The 17,639-nt window shown below is 43.0% G+C and carries 9 protein-coding genes; 4 read left to right on the forward strand and 5 right to left on the reverse strand.

The features are described 5' to 3' along the window. Nucleotides 1-183: 183 nt before the first annotated feature. Nucleotides 184-3,048: an RHS repeat protein gene (locus BN8908_RS14070; RefSeq protein WP_068691269.1), complete on the reverse strand. Its 2,865-nt coding sequence runs from the start codon at nt 3,046-3,048 to the stop codon at nt 184-186. A gap of 580 nt (nt 3,049-3,628) precedes the next feature. Here BN8908_RS14070 and BN8908_RS14075 point away from each other — a divergent pair. From BN8908_RS14075 to BN8908_RS14085, 3 genes are all read left to right on the forward strand, one after another. Continuing rightward, entirely contained in the window at nt 3,629-5,281 is a 1,653-nt protein-coding gene (locus tag BN8908_RS14075) for a tetratricopeptide repeat protein (protein WP_068691271.1), read from the forward strand. 209 nt (nt 5,282-5,490) lie between these two features. Then, nucleotides 5,491-5,877, forward strand: a complete 387-nt coding sequence (locus tag BN8908_RS14080; RefSeq protein ID WP_068691273.1) for a hypothetical protein — start codon at nt 5,491-5,493, stop codon at nt 5,875-5,877. A 485-nt stretch (nt 5,878-6,362) separates the two neighbouring features. Next, nucleotides 6,363-9,605, forward strand: coding sequence for a S41 family peptidase (locus tag BN8908_RS14085; protein ID WP_068691275.1), 3,243 nt, complete (start codon nt 6,363-6,365; stop codon nt 9,603-9,605). 53 nt (nt 9,606-9,658) lie between these two features. Here the strand turns inward: BN8908_RS14085 and BN8908_RS14090 are convergent, their stop codons facing one another. The 3 genes from BN8908_RS14090 to BN8908_RS14100 all read right to left on the reverse strand — a co-directional run bounded on the left by BN8908_RS14090 (nt 9,659) and on the right by BN8908_RS14100 (nt 15,432). Continuing rightward, entirely contained in the window at nt 9,659-11,077 is a 1,419-nt protein-coding gene (locus BN8908_RS14090; RefSeq protein WP_068691276.1) for a TolC family protein, read from the reverse strand. A 95-nt stretch (nt 11,078-11,172) separates the two neighbouring features. Then, nucleotides 11,173-14,322, reverse strand: a complete 3,150-nt coding sequence (locus BN8908_RS14095; RefSeq protein ID WP_068691277.1) for an efflux RND transporter permease subunit — start codon at nt 14,320-14,322, stop codon at nt 11,173-11,175. 33 nt (nt 14,323-14,355) lie between these two features. After that, nucleotides 14,356-15,432: an efflux RND transporter periplasmic adaptor subunit gene (locus BN8908_RS14100; protein ID WP_068691279.1), complete on the reverse strand. Its 1,077-nt coding sequence runs from the start codon at nt 15,430-15,432 to the stop codon at nt 14,356-14,358. A 553-nt stretch (nt 15,433-15,985) separates the two neighbouring features. Between BN8908_RS14100 and BN8908_RS14105 the strand changes: the two genes are divergently transcribed. Beyond that, nucleotides 15,986-16,633, forward strand: coding sequence for a recombinase family protein (locus BN8908_RS14105; protein ID WP_021989475.1), 648 nt, complete (start codon nt 15,986-15,988; stop codon nt 16,631-16,633). Between the two features lie 11 nt (nt 16,634-16,644). On the opposite strand, the gene BN8908_RS14110 is transcribed toward BN8908_RS14105, so the two are convergent. Then, nucleotides 16,645-17,625, reverse strand: a complete 981-nt coding sequence (locus tag BN8908_RS14110; protein ID WP_005794072.1) for an IS30-like element IS4351 family transposase — start codon at nt 17,623-17,625, stop codon at nt 16,645-16,647. Nucleotides 17,626-17,639: the final 14 nt, after the last annotated feature.

Below are 17,639 nucleotides of genomic sequence, written 5' to 3' on the forward strand. Positions count from 1 at the left end.
CATATAAAAATACATGCTGCGGAAACTTCAGACCGGATCCGTCATCCCGTCGGAAAAGACGGATCGTGATCAACCATTGAAAATCCGGATTTATGTATCAATTAAAAATCATAACTCATAAATCCCAAATCCTCTCCGACTCATATTCCAATTTAAAGTCTAAAATTTACAACCAGCAACCTGCTACTGTCCTTTAATCATATACTCGTATTTCTGTAGCGGATTTCCGTCATCGTCCGTCATCCGTTGCAGGCGTCCCGCATTGTCGTACTCATAACTCACTTTCCGGCCGGAAGGATCGGTAACACTCGTCACCCCGATCAAGGGATTATAGATGTAAACCGAGACTTCCGCCTGCGGCAAAGCCGTACGCAAAGCATTTAATTTCGTGATATCATTAGCAGAAAGTACAATCGCTTTTGCCATTGCCTTTACAACAGCTTCTCCTCCCATTGCCGATACGACAGCCGAATAAGCGGCATTTTTAATTTCCGCAACAGGATAAGACCCGCTGTATCCCCAGAGATAACAAACCGTCGGTTCTCCCGGCTTTGTCAGGCAAGCCGGATTGCCGTGTTCATCGTAGCTTATGCCCTGACGTCCCGTTTCAACGCCGTTCAGCATACTGACCGAACCGGTCTGTTTTACCTGGGAAGTCCCACCAAGTGTCAGACTACTGTAAGTATTCTGTACGGATGCCGTTGTCCCGTTTACCTCCAGCTCTTCTTTGACGACCGGCAGGATATTATTCCGGGCACACATAAAGGTATACGTGTTTGCCGGATAATCCGCCGGATAGTAAAAACGCCTTATATAATTCTTGTCTCCAACCGAATAAGTCTGTTTACGCACCTGCATATTGTCGCCGGAACGGGCCGGATAATCCAGGCTGTTGTATTCATAAACCAAAGACTCTGTCATCAATGTATTACCGAAATACCGTTCCGTTGTGGTTGATTTCAAACGCGAACAACCCGTACGCACATATACATTAAAAAAGAAAAAATCGGAAAAATGAGTATGGGGAAATATATCGTACGGATGCGCATTTTCATCCCGCAGATAAATCATACTCCGGGAAAAAAGAGAAACCGGGATATACCGTTCATTATATTTCTGATACGTATTCGTCACACACTCTACCGGAACAAACGTCCCGTTTTCCTGCTTGTATACCGTCTTCTTTAACAGATTACCCGCTGCCCAGTTCGATTCAAGGGTATGACTACTAAAATATCTCGGTCGAAAACGGTCACTCGGAGCCTCTGAACCTATATACCTATAAATTCCGTGCTCACTGGTTCCCGTACTTTGTTGAGCTCCAAAAATACGAGTTATATTCTTTAGGTTATTGGGATCGTATTCGTAGATATTGCGTAACACTTCCAGACTATTGTTTCCCGTGACAGTTTCCGTCACTTTACTATAATAAATCCGGGTATCTTCCACCGGAACTCCCGGTATCCGCGAAGAAGAATAATAGGTATTGGTTTGTCTGACCGGCTCCGGACTCCCAGGAATTATATATGTAAAAGAATTATAACCCGTCTGAATCAGATAATTCCGAAGGTCATACGGATCGACCATAGAAGTCGGGACTGCATTTTCGTAAGTATAAACCCGGCTCTTTACCGCACTGACACCTCCGTCATAATCTTCTATTTTAGCAACGCGGATCCCTATTTTAAGCTGCCGGTCCGCACTCTCATATATTCCCGGTTCGTATGTAAAACGGGTATACCCTCCTGCAATCCGTCCTATTTCATTTAAGGTATAATAAGAAGCTTCCGGAAAAACATAATCCCTGTGTCTGGAACGGGTACCGTTATCCAAAACGACATTCAGAGTCATGTTGTTTTTCCCATTATAGAACCCAAATAAATCCTGAGCATAACCGTTACCGATTAAAGCCGTTGATTCATTAACATATTTAAAGGCATACGCGTCTGTTTTATTTCCGTTTTTATCAAGCATCTCCACTTTCGATAATTTCATCCGGCCATCGGGAAAATACGATTCATTTCCCAAATTCACCCGTTGCAATAATACGTCATTGGCATACAAGTCTATTCCCTTCAGTCTTTTTTTTAAACCTGTATCTGTACGGTCAGCAGCATAGGAATATACGATCTTATGTCCGTTAAACCGAATATCGGTTAAAAGCTGACATTTTTCATAACGAGTGTATTTATCTAATCGAAGAGACATATAACTCGTGTCTGCATGTTTGGGGTTTTCATGCACCAGTATAACGTATTTAACTGTTGCCGCCAACGCGGTACCAAGAGTCGTTTTACTCCAAGACTCTTCCGTGGAATAATTAAAACTCACCGTATCGGTACGGTTAAATGAAACAATTTTAGACAAATACCAGGAAGAACCGGTATAATCTCCACCACTGGACACAATATACTCCCGGTTGTGGAAATAATACATCATACCGTCCGGGGTCGTTATTTTAAAATCCTTATCCGGAACTCCCGGTAAAGGAGAAAGGGCAGATATCCGCTCTATCCGGTTTTCCGTCTCCGGTATCTGAACGATAGTACCGTCCGACTGAATAACAAACGATCCCGAAATACCGCAAAAATTATAATAATAACGATCCAGGCTCGCATTGGTGATATCATTGGCCACATACTTTAAATACCGGATATCATTGGCTGCCACCACTGAATCCCGGTCCCGGATATCCACGCTCTGTCCACTCAAACTTCCATGAGCTACACGGCTGATTACCCCACCGGCATTCAGACTCCACCCCAATCCCACAAATCCGGACACATCCTCAACCTTGATCCCGGAAGCATGATAATTTAAACTTACCGGAAAAGAGATTTCCCGGCTTTTGACCGTGTATAGAGGAACACTGATTTCCGGAACTCCCGTATAATAAGATACGGGATACTCCACAAAACGAATCAAAGCCGCCGCCTCCGGAGTCGGAGGTATAACGCTCAAATTCGAGGTCTGAGGTAACTCTGTCGCTTGTCCGGAGCTACCGAGGCTGATCGCCCACAATCCTAAATAAAGAACAAGTTTTTTCATGATGATGAAATTTAATAGTGAACAAATACATCGCCGTTCCCGGCCGGATACCGGCCGGTACATGGCGACTAAAGAGACGATCAATCATCGGTATGAGAAGCAATGGATCGGGAGACTACCGCAATACAATAGCCATACTAAAACACACCACCAATAGCCCAGGCAAAGGAAATGCTTTCGATTTGACATAACGGCTCATAACGGCTGCATTTGATTGTCTGTGTTAAATTTAGAAGACAAAAGCAAAAAAGATTCAATTGCCGGCAAACAAAAACCTTATCACTACACTTATAACACACTGATTATAAGACCTGTTTTTTACAAAAACCTTATCACTGCAAAAACAGCCATTTTTTAACTAAAAAAAGAGAATAAAAAACACCGGATTTATCAGAATAAAATTACATTATGTCTGATTTTTATAAATATTTCAATTTTTTAATTCAGGATTAAAAAAGGATAAATTGAAAGGTAATTAAAAGTTAAATGTTAAAAAAAACATTTCCAGTAAAAAAAGAGTCTGCGGAAAGCATTGATTTATTATTAAAGTTAGTATATTTTTGCAAAAAATTAGTGTGTGATGAAAATAACTTTGACTTTAATTATCTTCTTGGGGCTCTTTATTTCTTGTAATTTCAATTCTTCTCATTTCCGACAACTGGAAAAATGGGATCTTTTATTGAAAACAGACCCTTTCGCTGTAAAAGACAGTTTAAAAAATCTCGATCCCGATCTTCTGAATAAAGAAGAAAAGGCCTACTTCTATTTGCTGGAGGCTGCCAGTGGGGATAAAACCGGAACAAGGCTGAAAAACGATTCCACTTTACAGTTTGCCTATCAATACTATCAAAATCAAGACGATTTTCTAAAACTGGCCCGTATCCAATTTTATCTGGGTGAACACCTATATCTGCAAGGGAAGGATGTAGAAAAGGCTTACGACTTACTAAAACAAGCCGAGATCAACTACGACAAAAGCAGTAAAGACGATCCGCACATCCTGGGATTAATCTACTATTGGCTGGGGCAAATTCAAAACAGACAAGGCAATCTTTCAGAAGCCGAAAGCTATTGCAATAATGCCCTCAATTTATATTCCAAACTAAAAGATTCCATATCGGTAACTTATGCACACAGGCAACTCGGCATTTTGTATATAAAACAAAAGGAATTCAGAAAAGCAAAAGAACAATTGTCCGAAGCGAGGCGAATAATCCGGAAAATAGACGACGGACAAAAAACCAATATCACAGACCTCCATTTAAGTATTTTGAATTATCAAAGTTATCTACATCAAGAGATCAAAGATTATGATACAGCCATAAATTTCAGCAAACAATGTATATCTATTATGGAAAAACGAGATTTTTCCAAAAAATCGCCCCTTTATTTACTAATTACTAAAATATATCAGTACAAAGAAAATACCGACAGTTGCAGGCTGTACTGTATGAAAATGCTGAATGCTGCCGAAAAAGAAGGCAATTTATATAATATCGCCAACGGCTACAGCATCCTTTTCCAATTGGAAGAAACGGAGGGCAATTATAAAACAGCCTGCGAATTAAGAGGAAAATACAACGAGGTAAAAGATAAAATCCATTCCCAAAATAAAAATGCCGATTTAAAGGAACTGGAAAATAAATACAAACTCGAAAAACAGGAAAAAGAAAATCTGGCAACCAAAAACCGCAGTCTCGGTATTATCATGGTCATCTTTATCATCGCATTGGTGGCTTGTATCATTGCCTTGTATTTTATGTGGAACCATCGCAAACTAAAAGTACGGAATACCCGTTTAACCGAAGAGATCAAAAAAACCCAATGGGGATTTGCCTTATCCAAGGAACTGATCAACGACAATAACGACACCTATACGGAAATCGAACGGGTTCTTTACAGAAATGTCAATATTATTCCGACAAAGGTGTACGATGAGTTTCAGGACGCTTTCCGCCACCAGAAAAGCAATTACTCTGACCGTCTGTTTGCCGCCCTGATGAACATCGAAAACCGCTTTATTGAAAAGCTTAAGCTGCAATGTCCGGATATTTCGATCGAGGAAATCCTGCTGGCATCGATGCTCCGCCACCAATGGAACATCAGCGATATCGCACAGATCTTCCGTATTTCCTTCGATGCCCTGAAAAAAAGGAAGTACCGGTTAAAACTCAAACTGGTCGGAAACGACAATCCGAAAGTCACACTGGAAGAATATTTGAGTCAGTTATAAGATACATTTATTATAAAAAAATAGGCTGAAAAAAGGGTGAAAACAGGGATGTCCCCGGCATATTTTAGATTAATACACTTAAAATCAATACGTATATCCAATTAAAAAAATGATTTTGTCCCCAGGGATGTCCAAGAAAATGACTTGGAGGCCGGGGAATATTTGCCTTACCTTTGTCACAGCTTCAATAACCAAAACGAATCGAAGTCATGAAAATAAAATTATTCAGTTTAGTAGCTATATTATTTGGTTTGATTATCTCTCCTGCATTTTCAATAACAGACGAAGAGTTGCTTTACCAAGGCGTTGATATGGGAGATATCGTATATCCGACCTCAGTACAGCCGACATTAATAAAAGGAGTTTTATCATCGGATAAAAAGACTATAGTAAATACGTTCTTTGAAAATATGGGCAGAGTTGTGTTCCAGGTAACGGACATGAATAACCAGGCGCTTATTACCAAAGAAGCGATAGCCTTTACAGGGGGAAGTGCAACAATTGATATCAGTTCACTTGCTCCGGGCAATTACAAAATTTATTGTTTCATTTCGAGTGAAACAGCTCAAGTAGCACAATTTCAAGTTTTTGAATAAAGATATCCCAAGTTGATAATAAGTCAATTTTTCGTGTTGCCGTGCTCCTTTCCCAAGTCGGGGCATGGCAACCTTCTTAATGTGCGAGAGACTCTTAAAAATGGAAAAAAAACAGAGAGGTTCTTTGATCCCAAGTCATTCTGATCTGTTTTCTGCACAAACAACCGATTTCATACATTTACCAAGCTTGTTTGAGAAAGGATTGTTTGTGCAGTTTTTTTATACTTTCCTTTCCCGTTTTTTTGATTATGTTCATATTTAAATTGAAAAAAGAACGCTATATTTGACCGGAAGCACAAAGCCCAATCGGAACAAAATCGGGTTGAAATAAAATTGGTAATAATTAAAATCACCGGGATCAACAAAATCTGCGAAATCCCAAAACCGAAAAATTGTTACAAAATAAGCGGTACGGAATAAACCTTTATCTCAATAATACATCTAATATTAATTATAACAGCTTTATAATCATAAATACATCGAATATGAAAAACATTTTACTGACACTCGGCCTATTGGCTTCAGTGATTTTTTCTTATGGCGAAGAAGGGAGGCTATTACGTTTCCCGCACATAAACGGAGATAAAATCGTATTCTCGTATGCCGGAGATTTGTACACGGTAGATGCTGACGGAGGTACAGCCCGCCGCCTGACATCTCATATCGGCTACGAAATGTTTCCCAGATTTTCTCCCGACGGAAAATACATTGCTTTTACAGGGCAATACGACGGTAACACCGAGGTTTTTGTCATCCCGGCAGAGGGAGGAGAACCCAGGCGATTAACCTTTACAGCCACTTTGGGACGCGATGATTTGGGCGACCGTATGGGTCCCAACAATATCGTTATCGGATGGACTCCCGACAGCAAGCAAATCCTTTACCGGTCCCGCTGTTATACATTTAACGATTTTACGGGCCAACTGTTTACCGTACCGGTAGAAGGCGGTATGCCGGCAGAAATTCCTTTGAGTGACGGCGGTTTCGCTTCCTATTCTCCCGACGGGAAAAAACTGGCTTATAACCACGTTTTCCGGGAATTCCGGACCTGGAAAAGATATGAAGGAGGTATGGCCGATGATATTCGTATTTTTGACTTCGACACAAAAAAATCGGAAAAAATCACCGATAACAAACGGCAGGATATTATTCCGATGTGGTCTGCCGACGGAAAAGAGATCTATTTCATTTCCGACCGCAACGACGTCATGAATCTGTTTGCATACAACCTGAGTGATCAGTCAACCCGGCAGCTCACATTTTACAAAGATTACGATATCAAATTCCCGGCTATCGGAAAAGACCAGATCGTTTACGAGCAGGGTGGTTATATTTATAAATTCGACACCCATAGCAAACAGGCCACAAAAGTAAATGTAAATATCGATAATGACCAGATATACTCCCGCCCGGAACTGAAAGATGTCAGTAATCAGATCGCTTCCGCCGATATATCTCCCAATGGAGAAAGACTCCTGATTTCTGCCCGGGGCGATTTATTTTCAGTACCGGCACAAAAAGGAGTGACCTATAACCTGACAAATTCTTCCGATGCCAATGATTTTGCCGGAAGCTGGTCGCCCGACGGCCAACAAATTGCCTATATCTCCGATAAAAGCGGGGAATTCAATATCTGGTTGCGGGATGCTTTCAACGGTAAGGAACGACAACTGACCCAAGATTTAAAGACATATATCTTCGATTTGAAATGGTCGCCCGACAGTAAAAAAATTGCCTGGAATGAAAAACGTAATACATTGAACATCACCGATGTATCATCGGGGACAACAACCGTTGTCGAAACTTCTGGGATCGCTCCGATTCATTCCTACAACTGGTCGCCCGACAGCAAATACCTTACTTTTATCCGTCCGGAAAAAGGCATGAACAACATTATCGTTTACAATACCGAAAACGGAGAAAAGCAAGTAATTACCGACGGTTGGTATCAAACCGGTTCTCCCAATTTCAGTACAGACGGTAAATACCTTGTTTTCAGTTCCGCCCGTACGTTCAATCCGACCTATAGCCAAACCGAATGGAATCATGTATATACGAATATGAATAAAGTGTATATACTCCCGCTGGCAAAAGACGCCGACATCCCATTCGCACCGGAAAACGACCGGGTAAAGCAGGACAAACCCCAACCGGAAAAAAGTACGGCTAAAGAATCGAAAAACAATAAGCCGGTCAAAAATGACAACAAAATCGTTTATGATTTTGACAATCTAAGCAACCGGATCATAGAGTTGCCGATTATGGCCGCCAATTACTACGGCATCGAAATGATCGGCAATAAGGTGTATTACAACCGTCACGGACAAGGTTATTTCTACGATCTCGACAAACGGCAGGAAACGGCTTTGAATGCCCGTATCGGCTTTGGTCCCGGCTACAAAAAAGCACTGGCAATGAGCGGCAGACAAATGGAAGTAATCGACATTCCCGTTTCTGCCGTGAATATCAGCAAACCGATATCCCTGAAAGACGTCAAGAAAAATATTGACTACCATCAGGAATGGATGCAGATATATAATGAAAGCTGGCGGCAAATGCGGGACTTTTTCTATGCAAAAAATATGCACGGAGTGGATTGGAATGCCGTATATGAAAAATACAAAGTATTGATTCCTTATGTAAACCACCGTACAGACCTTACTTACATCATCGGAGAAATGATCGGGGAATTGAGTGTCGGACATGCCTATTCCGCCAACGGAGAACATCCGGAACCGACCCGTATTCCGATGGGTTTACTGGGGGCCAAATTCCGGAAAGATGCATCCGGCTATTTCCAGGTTGCCAGGATCATTCAGGGAGCCAATTGGAACGCAGCCACCCGCTCTCCCCTCACTATGCCTGGAGTAAACGTTAAAGAAGGAGATTATCTGATCTCTATCGACGGCCGTTCATTAAAGGAAACCGACAATTTATCCGAATACCTGATTGACAAGGCCGGTAAAACCGTCGAAATAGAAGTCAACACCCGGCCCGAAGCCAGTGGTGCACGATCGGTACTGGTAACTCCGTTAGCCGACGAATCACAGTTGTACTACTACAATTGGGTCGAAAACAACATCCGTAAGGTGAATGAAGCCACCAACGGAGAAGTCGGCTATATTCACATTCCGGATATGGGAGTCGCCGGCTTAAATGAATTTGTAAAACACTACTATCCGCAATTGAACAAAAAGGCTTTGATTATCGACGACCGGGGGAACGGAGGCGGTAACGTATCTCCGATGATTACCGAACGTCTGCTACGTACTCCTACTTTTTATACCATGCATACCAATCAGACGGAAGGTTCTGTCAATCCGGTAGGTACATTTATCGGACCGAAAGTATTATTGGTAAACGGTTATTCAGCCTCCGACGGAGATTTGTTCCCTTACCGTTTTAAATACAACAATCTGGGTACTGTTATCGGACACCGTACCTGGGGCGGTGTTGTCGGTTATAGCGGTACGGTTCCCGTTGTCGACGGCGGCTCTATCGTAACGCCTTCCTACGCCCCATTCGCCGCAGACGGCAGCGGTTTTATCATCGAAGGCTCCGGAGTCAGCCCGGATATGGAAATCAATAACGACCCGTACAAAGAATATATGGGTGAAGACGAACAATTGAACAAGGCCATTGAGGTCATTCTGGAAAAATTGAAAACTGAATCACCGAAAGAACCGGCTATCCCTGCATTCCCGGACAAATCCGGAAACAAAAAATAGAAACCGGAAAGCGAATTAAATACGAATGTCCGGGGCTCTCCCCGGACATTCGTTTATTCCAGACCTCCGACGGCTTTCAGGTATTCCGATACACTAAGTTGCAGCATTGCTTTGGCATCCACCCACTGACTCCAGGCTTCTTGCCACTGTGCCTGTGCTTCGAGCAAATTCGAAAGACTTTCCATACCGACATCATATTGCGCCTTCGATATGCGCAAATTTTCTTCTGCCTGTTTCAAGGCATTCCGGCACATCTCAATACGGGTACGGGCATCCTGAATATTAAACCGGGTAGAGGCAACCTCCAATTCCATCAGTTGAGCAGATTTTTCCAGATTCAACTGGCTCATCTCGCGCTCTACCTCAGCAACCTTTATTTTATTCCTTCCTTCTCCCCAATAAAACAGAGGGATCCGGACAGAAGCCATGGCATTCAGCGAAGCACTGGCATCTGTTTCACCGTTCAATTCAAGTCCACCGCCATAACCATAGCCTACAGAAACACCAATTTGCGGTAAAAATTCCGAACGGGCAAGATTTATTTCTTTCTGTTTCAACCCGATTTCTTCTTTCAGTAATTTATAATCGGGGCGTTGTTCCACATTCCCACCGGCATCGGGTAAACCGGTCGAAGTCGCTTCCGGCAGGGTATCGCTCAAATGTAATCGGGTATTTAGGTCCAAACCGATCAAGCGGCAAAGATCCATTTGTGAAAGTATCAACCCGTTTGTCGCTTTTTGCAACATCAACTGAGCTTCATTGTATTTCACTTCCACCTTCAATACGTCGTTGTTGCTGACCATGCCGACTTCCTGTGAATTACGAAGATCCTGCAACAAAGCCTTTACCACTTCCCGGTAAGCTTTAGCTGCCCCCACTTGTTCCTGTACCCTTAGCATCTGCCAATACGCCCGGTCGACCTGTAATAATATCTCCGAACGATTGAACCGTACATTCTCTTCCGCCATCACCTCTCCCGTCCGTGCCATCTGATGGGCAGCCCGGACCTTACCGCCCATATAAACCGGTTGTTCCAATTGTACGCCGGCCAGGTAAACACCCCGCATTCCGATTTTAATACCTATATCGGGCAAAAAAGCATACTCCTTAAAAACCGGCTTCCCGTCCGCACCGATCACCGGACGACCGGTTGCCGGATCAAGCATCACATTCGGCTGTAACTGTCCCTGTCCATCAGGAACATAAGTCGGCAGATAACCGCCTTTCAGCTTGTACGAATATTTTTCCTGATTGTAAAAACCAATACCGGTCGCCGATAATCTCGGGAAAAAACCGGCCCGTACAGATTTCAGCGTATACACAGCCTTTTCTTTCTCCTTGCCGGCTATTGCCATCTGTTTGCTGTTTTCGAGTGCCATTTCCCGGCATTGCTGACGATCCAGCCTGACCTGCGCCCAAAGACCGGCATTGTCTGTAAAAAACAACAAAGCTATAATTACAAAATACTTCATTTTATTAAAACTATTAGTCCCTGACTTATTTCCTATTCCTTAATCAATCCGGATTCAAAACACCGGACGGCTACAGGCATTATTTAACGCAATAACTAATTTGACTCTGCCGCTTTTTTCTCCTGTATTTTATAACGTATCCGATAAAAAAGAGCGTACAACACGGGCAGTATAACCAAAGTAATAATCGTGCCCACAAATAATCCGCCCATAATCGTAACCGCCAATGCTCCGAACATATCGTCATTAACCAGAGGGATCATTCCGAGAATTGTCGTCATCGCCGCCAGCAGCACAGGCCTCAAACGTGAAGAAGAGGCATCGAGCAAAGCCAGAAACGGCTCTTTGCCGCTCTGTATCTGTATATTTACTTCATCAACGAGGACAACCCCGTTTTTGATCATCATACCGACCAAACCCAATGCGCCCACAATTGCGACAAAACCGAAATCTTTTCCCGCCAACAGCATCCCGGCTACAATTCCGATGATAGCCAAAGGCAAACAGAGCAATATCATCAAAGGCTTACGGAAATCCGCAAACAACGCGACCAGGATGGCAATTACCAACACGATAGCTACAGGAACGTTCTTAAAAAGATATTGCTTCGACTGGGTGCTGGCCAGGTATTCTCCAAGCCATTCGGTCGTATAACCGGGTGGAATCTGAAGTGAATCCATACGTGCCAGTAAACTGTTACGTGTTTCGTCCGCCGTAAATCCGGGAGCGTTATTACATTGTACGGAGATCGAACGCTGCCCGTTATACCTGCGTACCAAAGGGACTTCCCAGTTCATATCCACACCGTTAATAGCCTGGTTCAAAGGCCGGGAGCCTATCATTCCCCGCAGGATGTCATTTTCAGACACCATTCCCGTCATCAGCTCCCGGACCATTTGCATACTCAACCCGTTTACCGAAGGGGCCAAACTCCATACCGGAACGTTATTAATCTGTTCCGGACGTTCTCCCTTACGGTTTACACTTTTGATATAAATCGGTAAATCATGATCTCCTTCATAATAGGAACCTATCGGTAAACCCTCCGTTGCCGCCAATAAAGCCAGACTGACGTCCTCACGCGATAAACCGGAAATACGGGCGATTTGTTGATGGTACTTTACATCCAGAACAGGGGTCATCGGCCCCCAGTCATTCGTCACCAAAACAGCCGTCGAATCCTGACGCATGATATTCTCTGCCTGTCTGCACAAATCTTTCAGCACAGCCGGATCGGGACCGGAGATCATAAATTGCACCGGAAAATTCATATACATCAGGTTATATTGTTTCATCCGGACATATCCCTGGGGATAATGTTCCGAAAGATATTGCTGCAACTCATTCAAATTCGTTTTCAAGGTAGCCGGAGAGGTAAAATCCACGATCAGCTCTCCATAGCTTAAAGCAGGTTCTGCCACTGTCCTGACCAAATTATAACGGGAAGGTGTTCCTCCCAGACTGGTCGTTACGGCTGTTATTTCAGGCCGGCTCATCAGGTAATGTTCCATAGATGCCAAATCCTGACGGACAGTTTCCGGATTTGTCCCGTAAGGCATTTGATATTCAATATACAACTGATTGTAACTCAAATCCGGGAAAAACCCCTGACGGATAAACCGAAATCCCCACATACTGATGGCCAGCAAGATGACGACAACCGCAACTATCATCCAGCGATAGTGTACGGAGAACTGCAATATTCTCCGGTAGAACCGGTATACCGGCCGCTCATACATCACTGCCTCGCTGACCGGTTTGCCTTTCGGCTTTAAGATACGGCCAGCCTGTATCGGTACATAAGCCAATGCCAGTATCCAGCTCAGCCAAAGAGAAACCGCCAATACGATAAAGAGGTCACGAACATACTCTCCCGTCGTATCCGGAGACAAATAGATCGGTAAGAACGTTAAAATTCCGATTGTAGTAGCCCCCAGCAAAGGCCAGGCTGTTTTTTTCGTAATATTGACCAATGCAGCCGGTTTTTGCACTCCCCGCTGCAAATCGACCATTATTCCGTCGACAATCACGATCGCATTGTCTACCAGCATCCCCATCGCTATAATAAACGAAGCCAGGGATACCCGTTGCAACGTACCGTGCATCATATGTAAAACGACCAAAGAACCTAAAACCACAATTACCAGGCCAACCCCAATGATATATCCGCTGCGCAATCCCATCGACAACATGACGACCAGAATCACAATCAGAACCGATTCGATCAGGTTGACCATAAAAACATTGATTGCTTCTTTTACCCGGGTGGGCTGAAAAAACACTTTTTTAAAGTCAATCCCCGCCGGGATAATTTCCTGTTTCAGTTCATCCAGCTTTTTATCGACGACTTTTCCCAAATCTATAATATTTCCGCCTTCCTGCATCGCAATAGAAATAGCTATAGCCGGAATCGTATCATACCACAAGCCTTCCCGGGCAGGCTCGACATAACCTTTACTAATTTCGGCCACATCGCCCAGTTTCAACTCATCTTCCTCATGCCCCCGGATCAACAGATTCCGGATGTCTTCTATCTCTTTAAAATTCCCGTTTACCCCGACCCGGATACGTTTTTCCCCGCTGTTATAATAGCCTGAATACACCGTTTTATTCTGACTGTTCAATGTCAGGATTATTTCTGCAGGGTGTACCCCCAGATTCGCCATTTTATCTTCCAGTATGCGAACGTCGATACAAGGTTCTCTTTCCCCATAAATGTCGACACTACTCACCCCGTCAATATCCAATACGGTACGTCTTACCAACTGAGCATAATCCATCATTTCCTGGTAACCGAAACCATCCGATACCATAGCATAAAACATACCGTACACATCGCCGAAATCATCCATAACGACAGAAGTCTGCGCCCCTTCCGGCAACTGTGCCTGTACATTTACCACTTTCCGGCGTAAAATATCCCAATTTTGTTGTAATTCAGCCAAAGGTACCGTACTGCTCAATTCCACCAATATCTCGGAAACATCATCCATCGAACGCGACTCTACGTGATCCAGATCACCCATCGAACGAATCGATTTCTCGAGTACATCGGTCACTTCCAATTCCACCTGATAAGCAGAAGCGCCCGGATAAGCCGTCACCACCATAGCTTGCTTCACTGTAATTGCAGGGTCTTCCAACTTACTCATCGTTATAAACGAATAAATCCCCCCGACAATCAGTACCACCACAAAGAAGTAAACCAACGCCTTATTTTTTAATGCATATTCTGTAAAATTCATAGTTTTTATATCTAAAAGTCGAAATAACAGAGATCACAAAAGCTGACCGACATTGGAAGAAGAAGGAGCGGGCAATATCCGTACTTTCTGTCCGTCTTTGAGGCTATTTACTCCGGCAGAAACAATCTGTTCTCCCGGACGGAGTTCGGATTCTACAATAGCCTCCCCGCTTTTCGTCACCTGTCTCACTTTTACCGGAAACATTTTTATGGTTTGTTTATCTGTATCCAACAACCACACATAGGAACGGCCTTCTTGTTGAAACAGAGCCGATACCGGAACGACTGCCAGATGTTCTGCCGTAGGGGCATAATCTATTGTAACGCTGACACTCATTCCGGGTGCCAGATTCAGATTATTGTCCCGCTTTAAACGAAACCTGACCTTAAATAACTGGTTAAAATTAGCTTTCCGGGTGATGTCCAGTAACTCCAATGGCAATTCCTGATCCGGATAAACATCCGCTGTACAGTAAAAGGTCCTGAAATCTTCCCGCCGGATATAATCACTGGAAGGAACCTCCACATCGACATCCAGATAATCGTTATTGATCATCGATACGACAGGAGTCCCCTGACTGACGATCTCGAAAGCATCGAAATACTTTGTCTGTACATACCCGTCGAAAGGCGCCTTTAAACGGGTATCTTCCAACGCATTTTTCTGTGCATGGTAAGCAGCCGTCACCCGCTTGAGAGCCGCAACAGCCTTATCGTATTCGTTTACCGGTACGCTCTTCCGCTTATAAAGTTCCATCACCCGTTCCGATTCCCCTTTTACCTGGATATACTCAGCATGTGCCGCATCATATTGCAGTTGATAATCCCGGGGATCCAGGCGAGCTAAAAGCTGCCCTTTTTTAACATATTCTCCTTCTGAAACAAAAATTTTCTGTATCGGTCCGGCCACCCGGAAAGACAGTTTTACATCCGAAGCTGCCTGTAAGCGACCGGGATAAGTAACCGTCAGTAAACCTTCCCGGGTTTTCACTTCCGCTGTTTTTACCAATTGCGCTATCGATAAAGATTCCGTTTTCTGACGACAAGAAAATACGATCACGGCAATTCCCGTCATAACGAGTATATTCCTTAAAAAAAATATTGTTTTCATAAATATATTTTGAAAAAATTACAATTTTCATTTTTTTAACAAAACGGAAATTGAAAGCTCTATCTATAATCGTAAACTTAAAACCTACATATAAATTGTAAATTTCAGATCGTCAATTGTAAATCATTCGAAAACTGATTCATTATCAGATCCATTAATCTAAAATCGTAAATCATAAATCTACAATTAAAAAGTACTCTTCTATATACTCATTCGAAAAAGGATTGTTTCATTTTAACCAAAAAAAGAAAAAACAAATACATTAAAACGTCTATAGACGGATATAAGCCAAGTTTTAATTAAAACTTTTTATATTTGTCGTAAAATTGTCTAAAATGGTAAAATATGCTAGATATCTCGTTATATCGATCACAGAGAAAAAACAGCGTATGTACCCCTGCTTACTACTCTTTTTCACCTTCTACAGCCTTTTGCACTGACTCTTAACACCTAAGCAGACACATACCGATACGACCGGGATTGGGAAACCGTTCGTAACCGTCAGTCTGCCTTAGTCTATATATTATTATCAACATTGGGAAAAAAACGAAAAATGGAACGAAAACAAATCGTAGCAGCTTATCTACGTGTAAGCACAGACAAACAAACAATCTTAAATCAAAAAAGCGAAGTACTGAATTTCTGTAAGAAACATGACCTGGAAATAACGACCTGGTGTACAGAAACTGTCAGCGGAACCAAAAAAGAAAACGAACGGGAATTAGGTTCTTTACTCAAACGCCTGCAGCGGGGGGATATTCTGATTATCACGGAAGTATCCCGTCTCAGCCGTAAAATGATGAATATCATGAACATCATTCATCAATCCATCGAAAAGGGCATCACCATCCACAGCATCAAAGAAGGGTACAAATTCGACACTTCGATCAACAGCCAGGTGCTTGCCTTTGCTTTCGGACTCTGTGCAGAAATCGAACGTACGCTGATTTCTCAACGTACACGCGAAGCATTGGCCCGCCGTCGGGCAGCCGGTATGAAACTGGGACGTCCAAAAGGTAGTTTCAGTTGTGGAAAACTACATGAATACAGAGATGAGATATGCAGATTAAGGACCGAAGGGCTTTCTTTTCAAAAAATTGCGAAACGATACAAGGTATCACCGGAAACCGTCAGGTTATTTTATTTACGCATGCTTATCCGGAAAAACCAAAAAGCCGTAGCCGTCAGTGAAAAAGAATAAAACAGCTGAATTCAACTTGCAAATGCAACAGAATTCTGATTAATAATTTGTTTAAATTTTTCGTTTGGCGTGAGGTATCCAAGTCTTTTACGAGGTCGATTATTGAGTTTATTTTCAATCCACTTAATCTGTTTGTTGGTTACTTCACTAAAGTCCTTACCCTTTGGGATATACTGCCTGATAAGCCCGTTGGTGTTTTCATTGGCACCACGTTCCCATGAGTGGTATGGTTTGCAAAAATAGAATTTTATTTCCAATTTTTGCGCAATTTCCTCGTGCTTTGCAAACTCCTTTCCATTGTCAGCCGTAATTGTGTGTATTAAGTTTTTCACTTTCCGCAGTGCCCATACTGCAATCTTAGCTACCGGGATGGCTTCTTTTCCCGACAACTTGCGTATCCAGACCCTGCTTGTTGCTCTGTCGTTAATGGTAAGAATGGCACCTTTGTGGTTCTTACCAATAATTGTATCTATCTCTAAATCACCAAATCTCTCCTTCAGTTCCACTATCTCGGGACGCTCATCAATATCCACCCTGCCTGGGATAAATCCTCGCCCTGCATTTTTAGAACCACGTTTGGCATACCTGCGACCTTGTCTGCGAAGATATTTGTGCAGTTTGCCACCCCGCCGCTTATCCTCCCAAATCCAGCGATATATCGTTTCGTGAGATACCATCGCAATTCCCTCCAAGCGGCTCCTGCCGACAATCTGCTCCGGGCTGAATCCTTTCTTCAACAGCTTTATTATCCGTTTTCTCATTGCCGGTGTAAGCACTTCCTTGCGATGTTTTTGCTGCTTGCGCCTGTCTGCTTTTCGCTGGGCAAGCTCCATGCTATAGCTACCACTTCGGGCGTCGCAATTGCGCTTTATCTCCCTGTAAACAGTGCTTTTATCTACTCCGATAGCTTCCGCTATTGCTTTTTTGCTCATCGGTATTTGCAACATCATAGAAATTGCATACCTTTGTTCCTCGGTTATATGTTTGCTCATCTGCAACTTTTTTT

It is taken from the genome of Culturomica massiliensis (genome assembly GCF_900091655.1).
Classification (GTDB): Bacteria; Bacteroidota; Bacteroidia; order Bacteroidales; family Marinifilaceae; genus Culturomica; species Culturomica massiliensis.

Bases quoted from the DNA above. Each gene is read 5' to 3' on its own strand.
- BN8908_RS14075 (WP_068691271.1), top strand. From the start codon at position 3,629: ATGAAAATAACTTTGACTTTAATTATCTTCTTGGGGCTCTTTATTTCT.
- BN8908_RS14100 (WP_068691279.1), bottom strand. From the start codon at position 15,432: ATGAAAACAATATTTTTTTTAAGGAATATACTCGTTATGACGGGAATT.
- BN8908_RS14110 (WP_005794072.1), bottom strand. From the start codon at position 17,625: ATGAGCAAACATATAACCGAGGAACAAAGGTATGCAATTTCTATGATG.
- BN8908_RS14070 (WP_068691269.1), bottom strand. From the start codon at position 3,048: ATGAAAAAACTTGTTCTTTATTTAGGATTGTGGGCGATCAGCCTCGGT.
- BN8908_RS14090 (WP_068691276.1), bottom strand. From the start codon at position 11,077: ATGAAGTATTTTGTAATTATAGCTTTGTTGTTTTTTACAGACAATGCC.
- BN8908_RS14080 (WP_068691273.1), top strand. From the start codon at position 5,491: ATGAAAATAAAATTATTCAGTTTAGTAGCTATATTATTTGGTTTGATT.
- BN8908_RS14105 (WP_021989475.1), top strand. From the start codon at position 15,986: ATGGAACGAAAACAAATCGTAGCAGCTTATCTACGTGTAAGCACAGAC.
- BN8908_RS14095 (WP_068691277.1), bottom strand. From the start codon at position 14,322: ATGAATTTTACAGAATATGCATTAAAAAATAAGGCGTTGGTTTACTTC.
- BN8908_RS14085 (WP_068691275.1), top strand. From the start codon at position 6,363: ATGAAAAACATTTTACTGACACTCGGCCTATTGGCTTCAGTGATTTTT.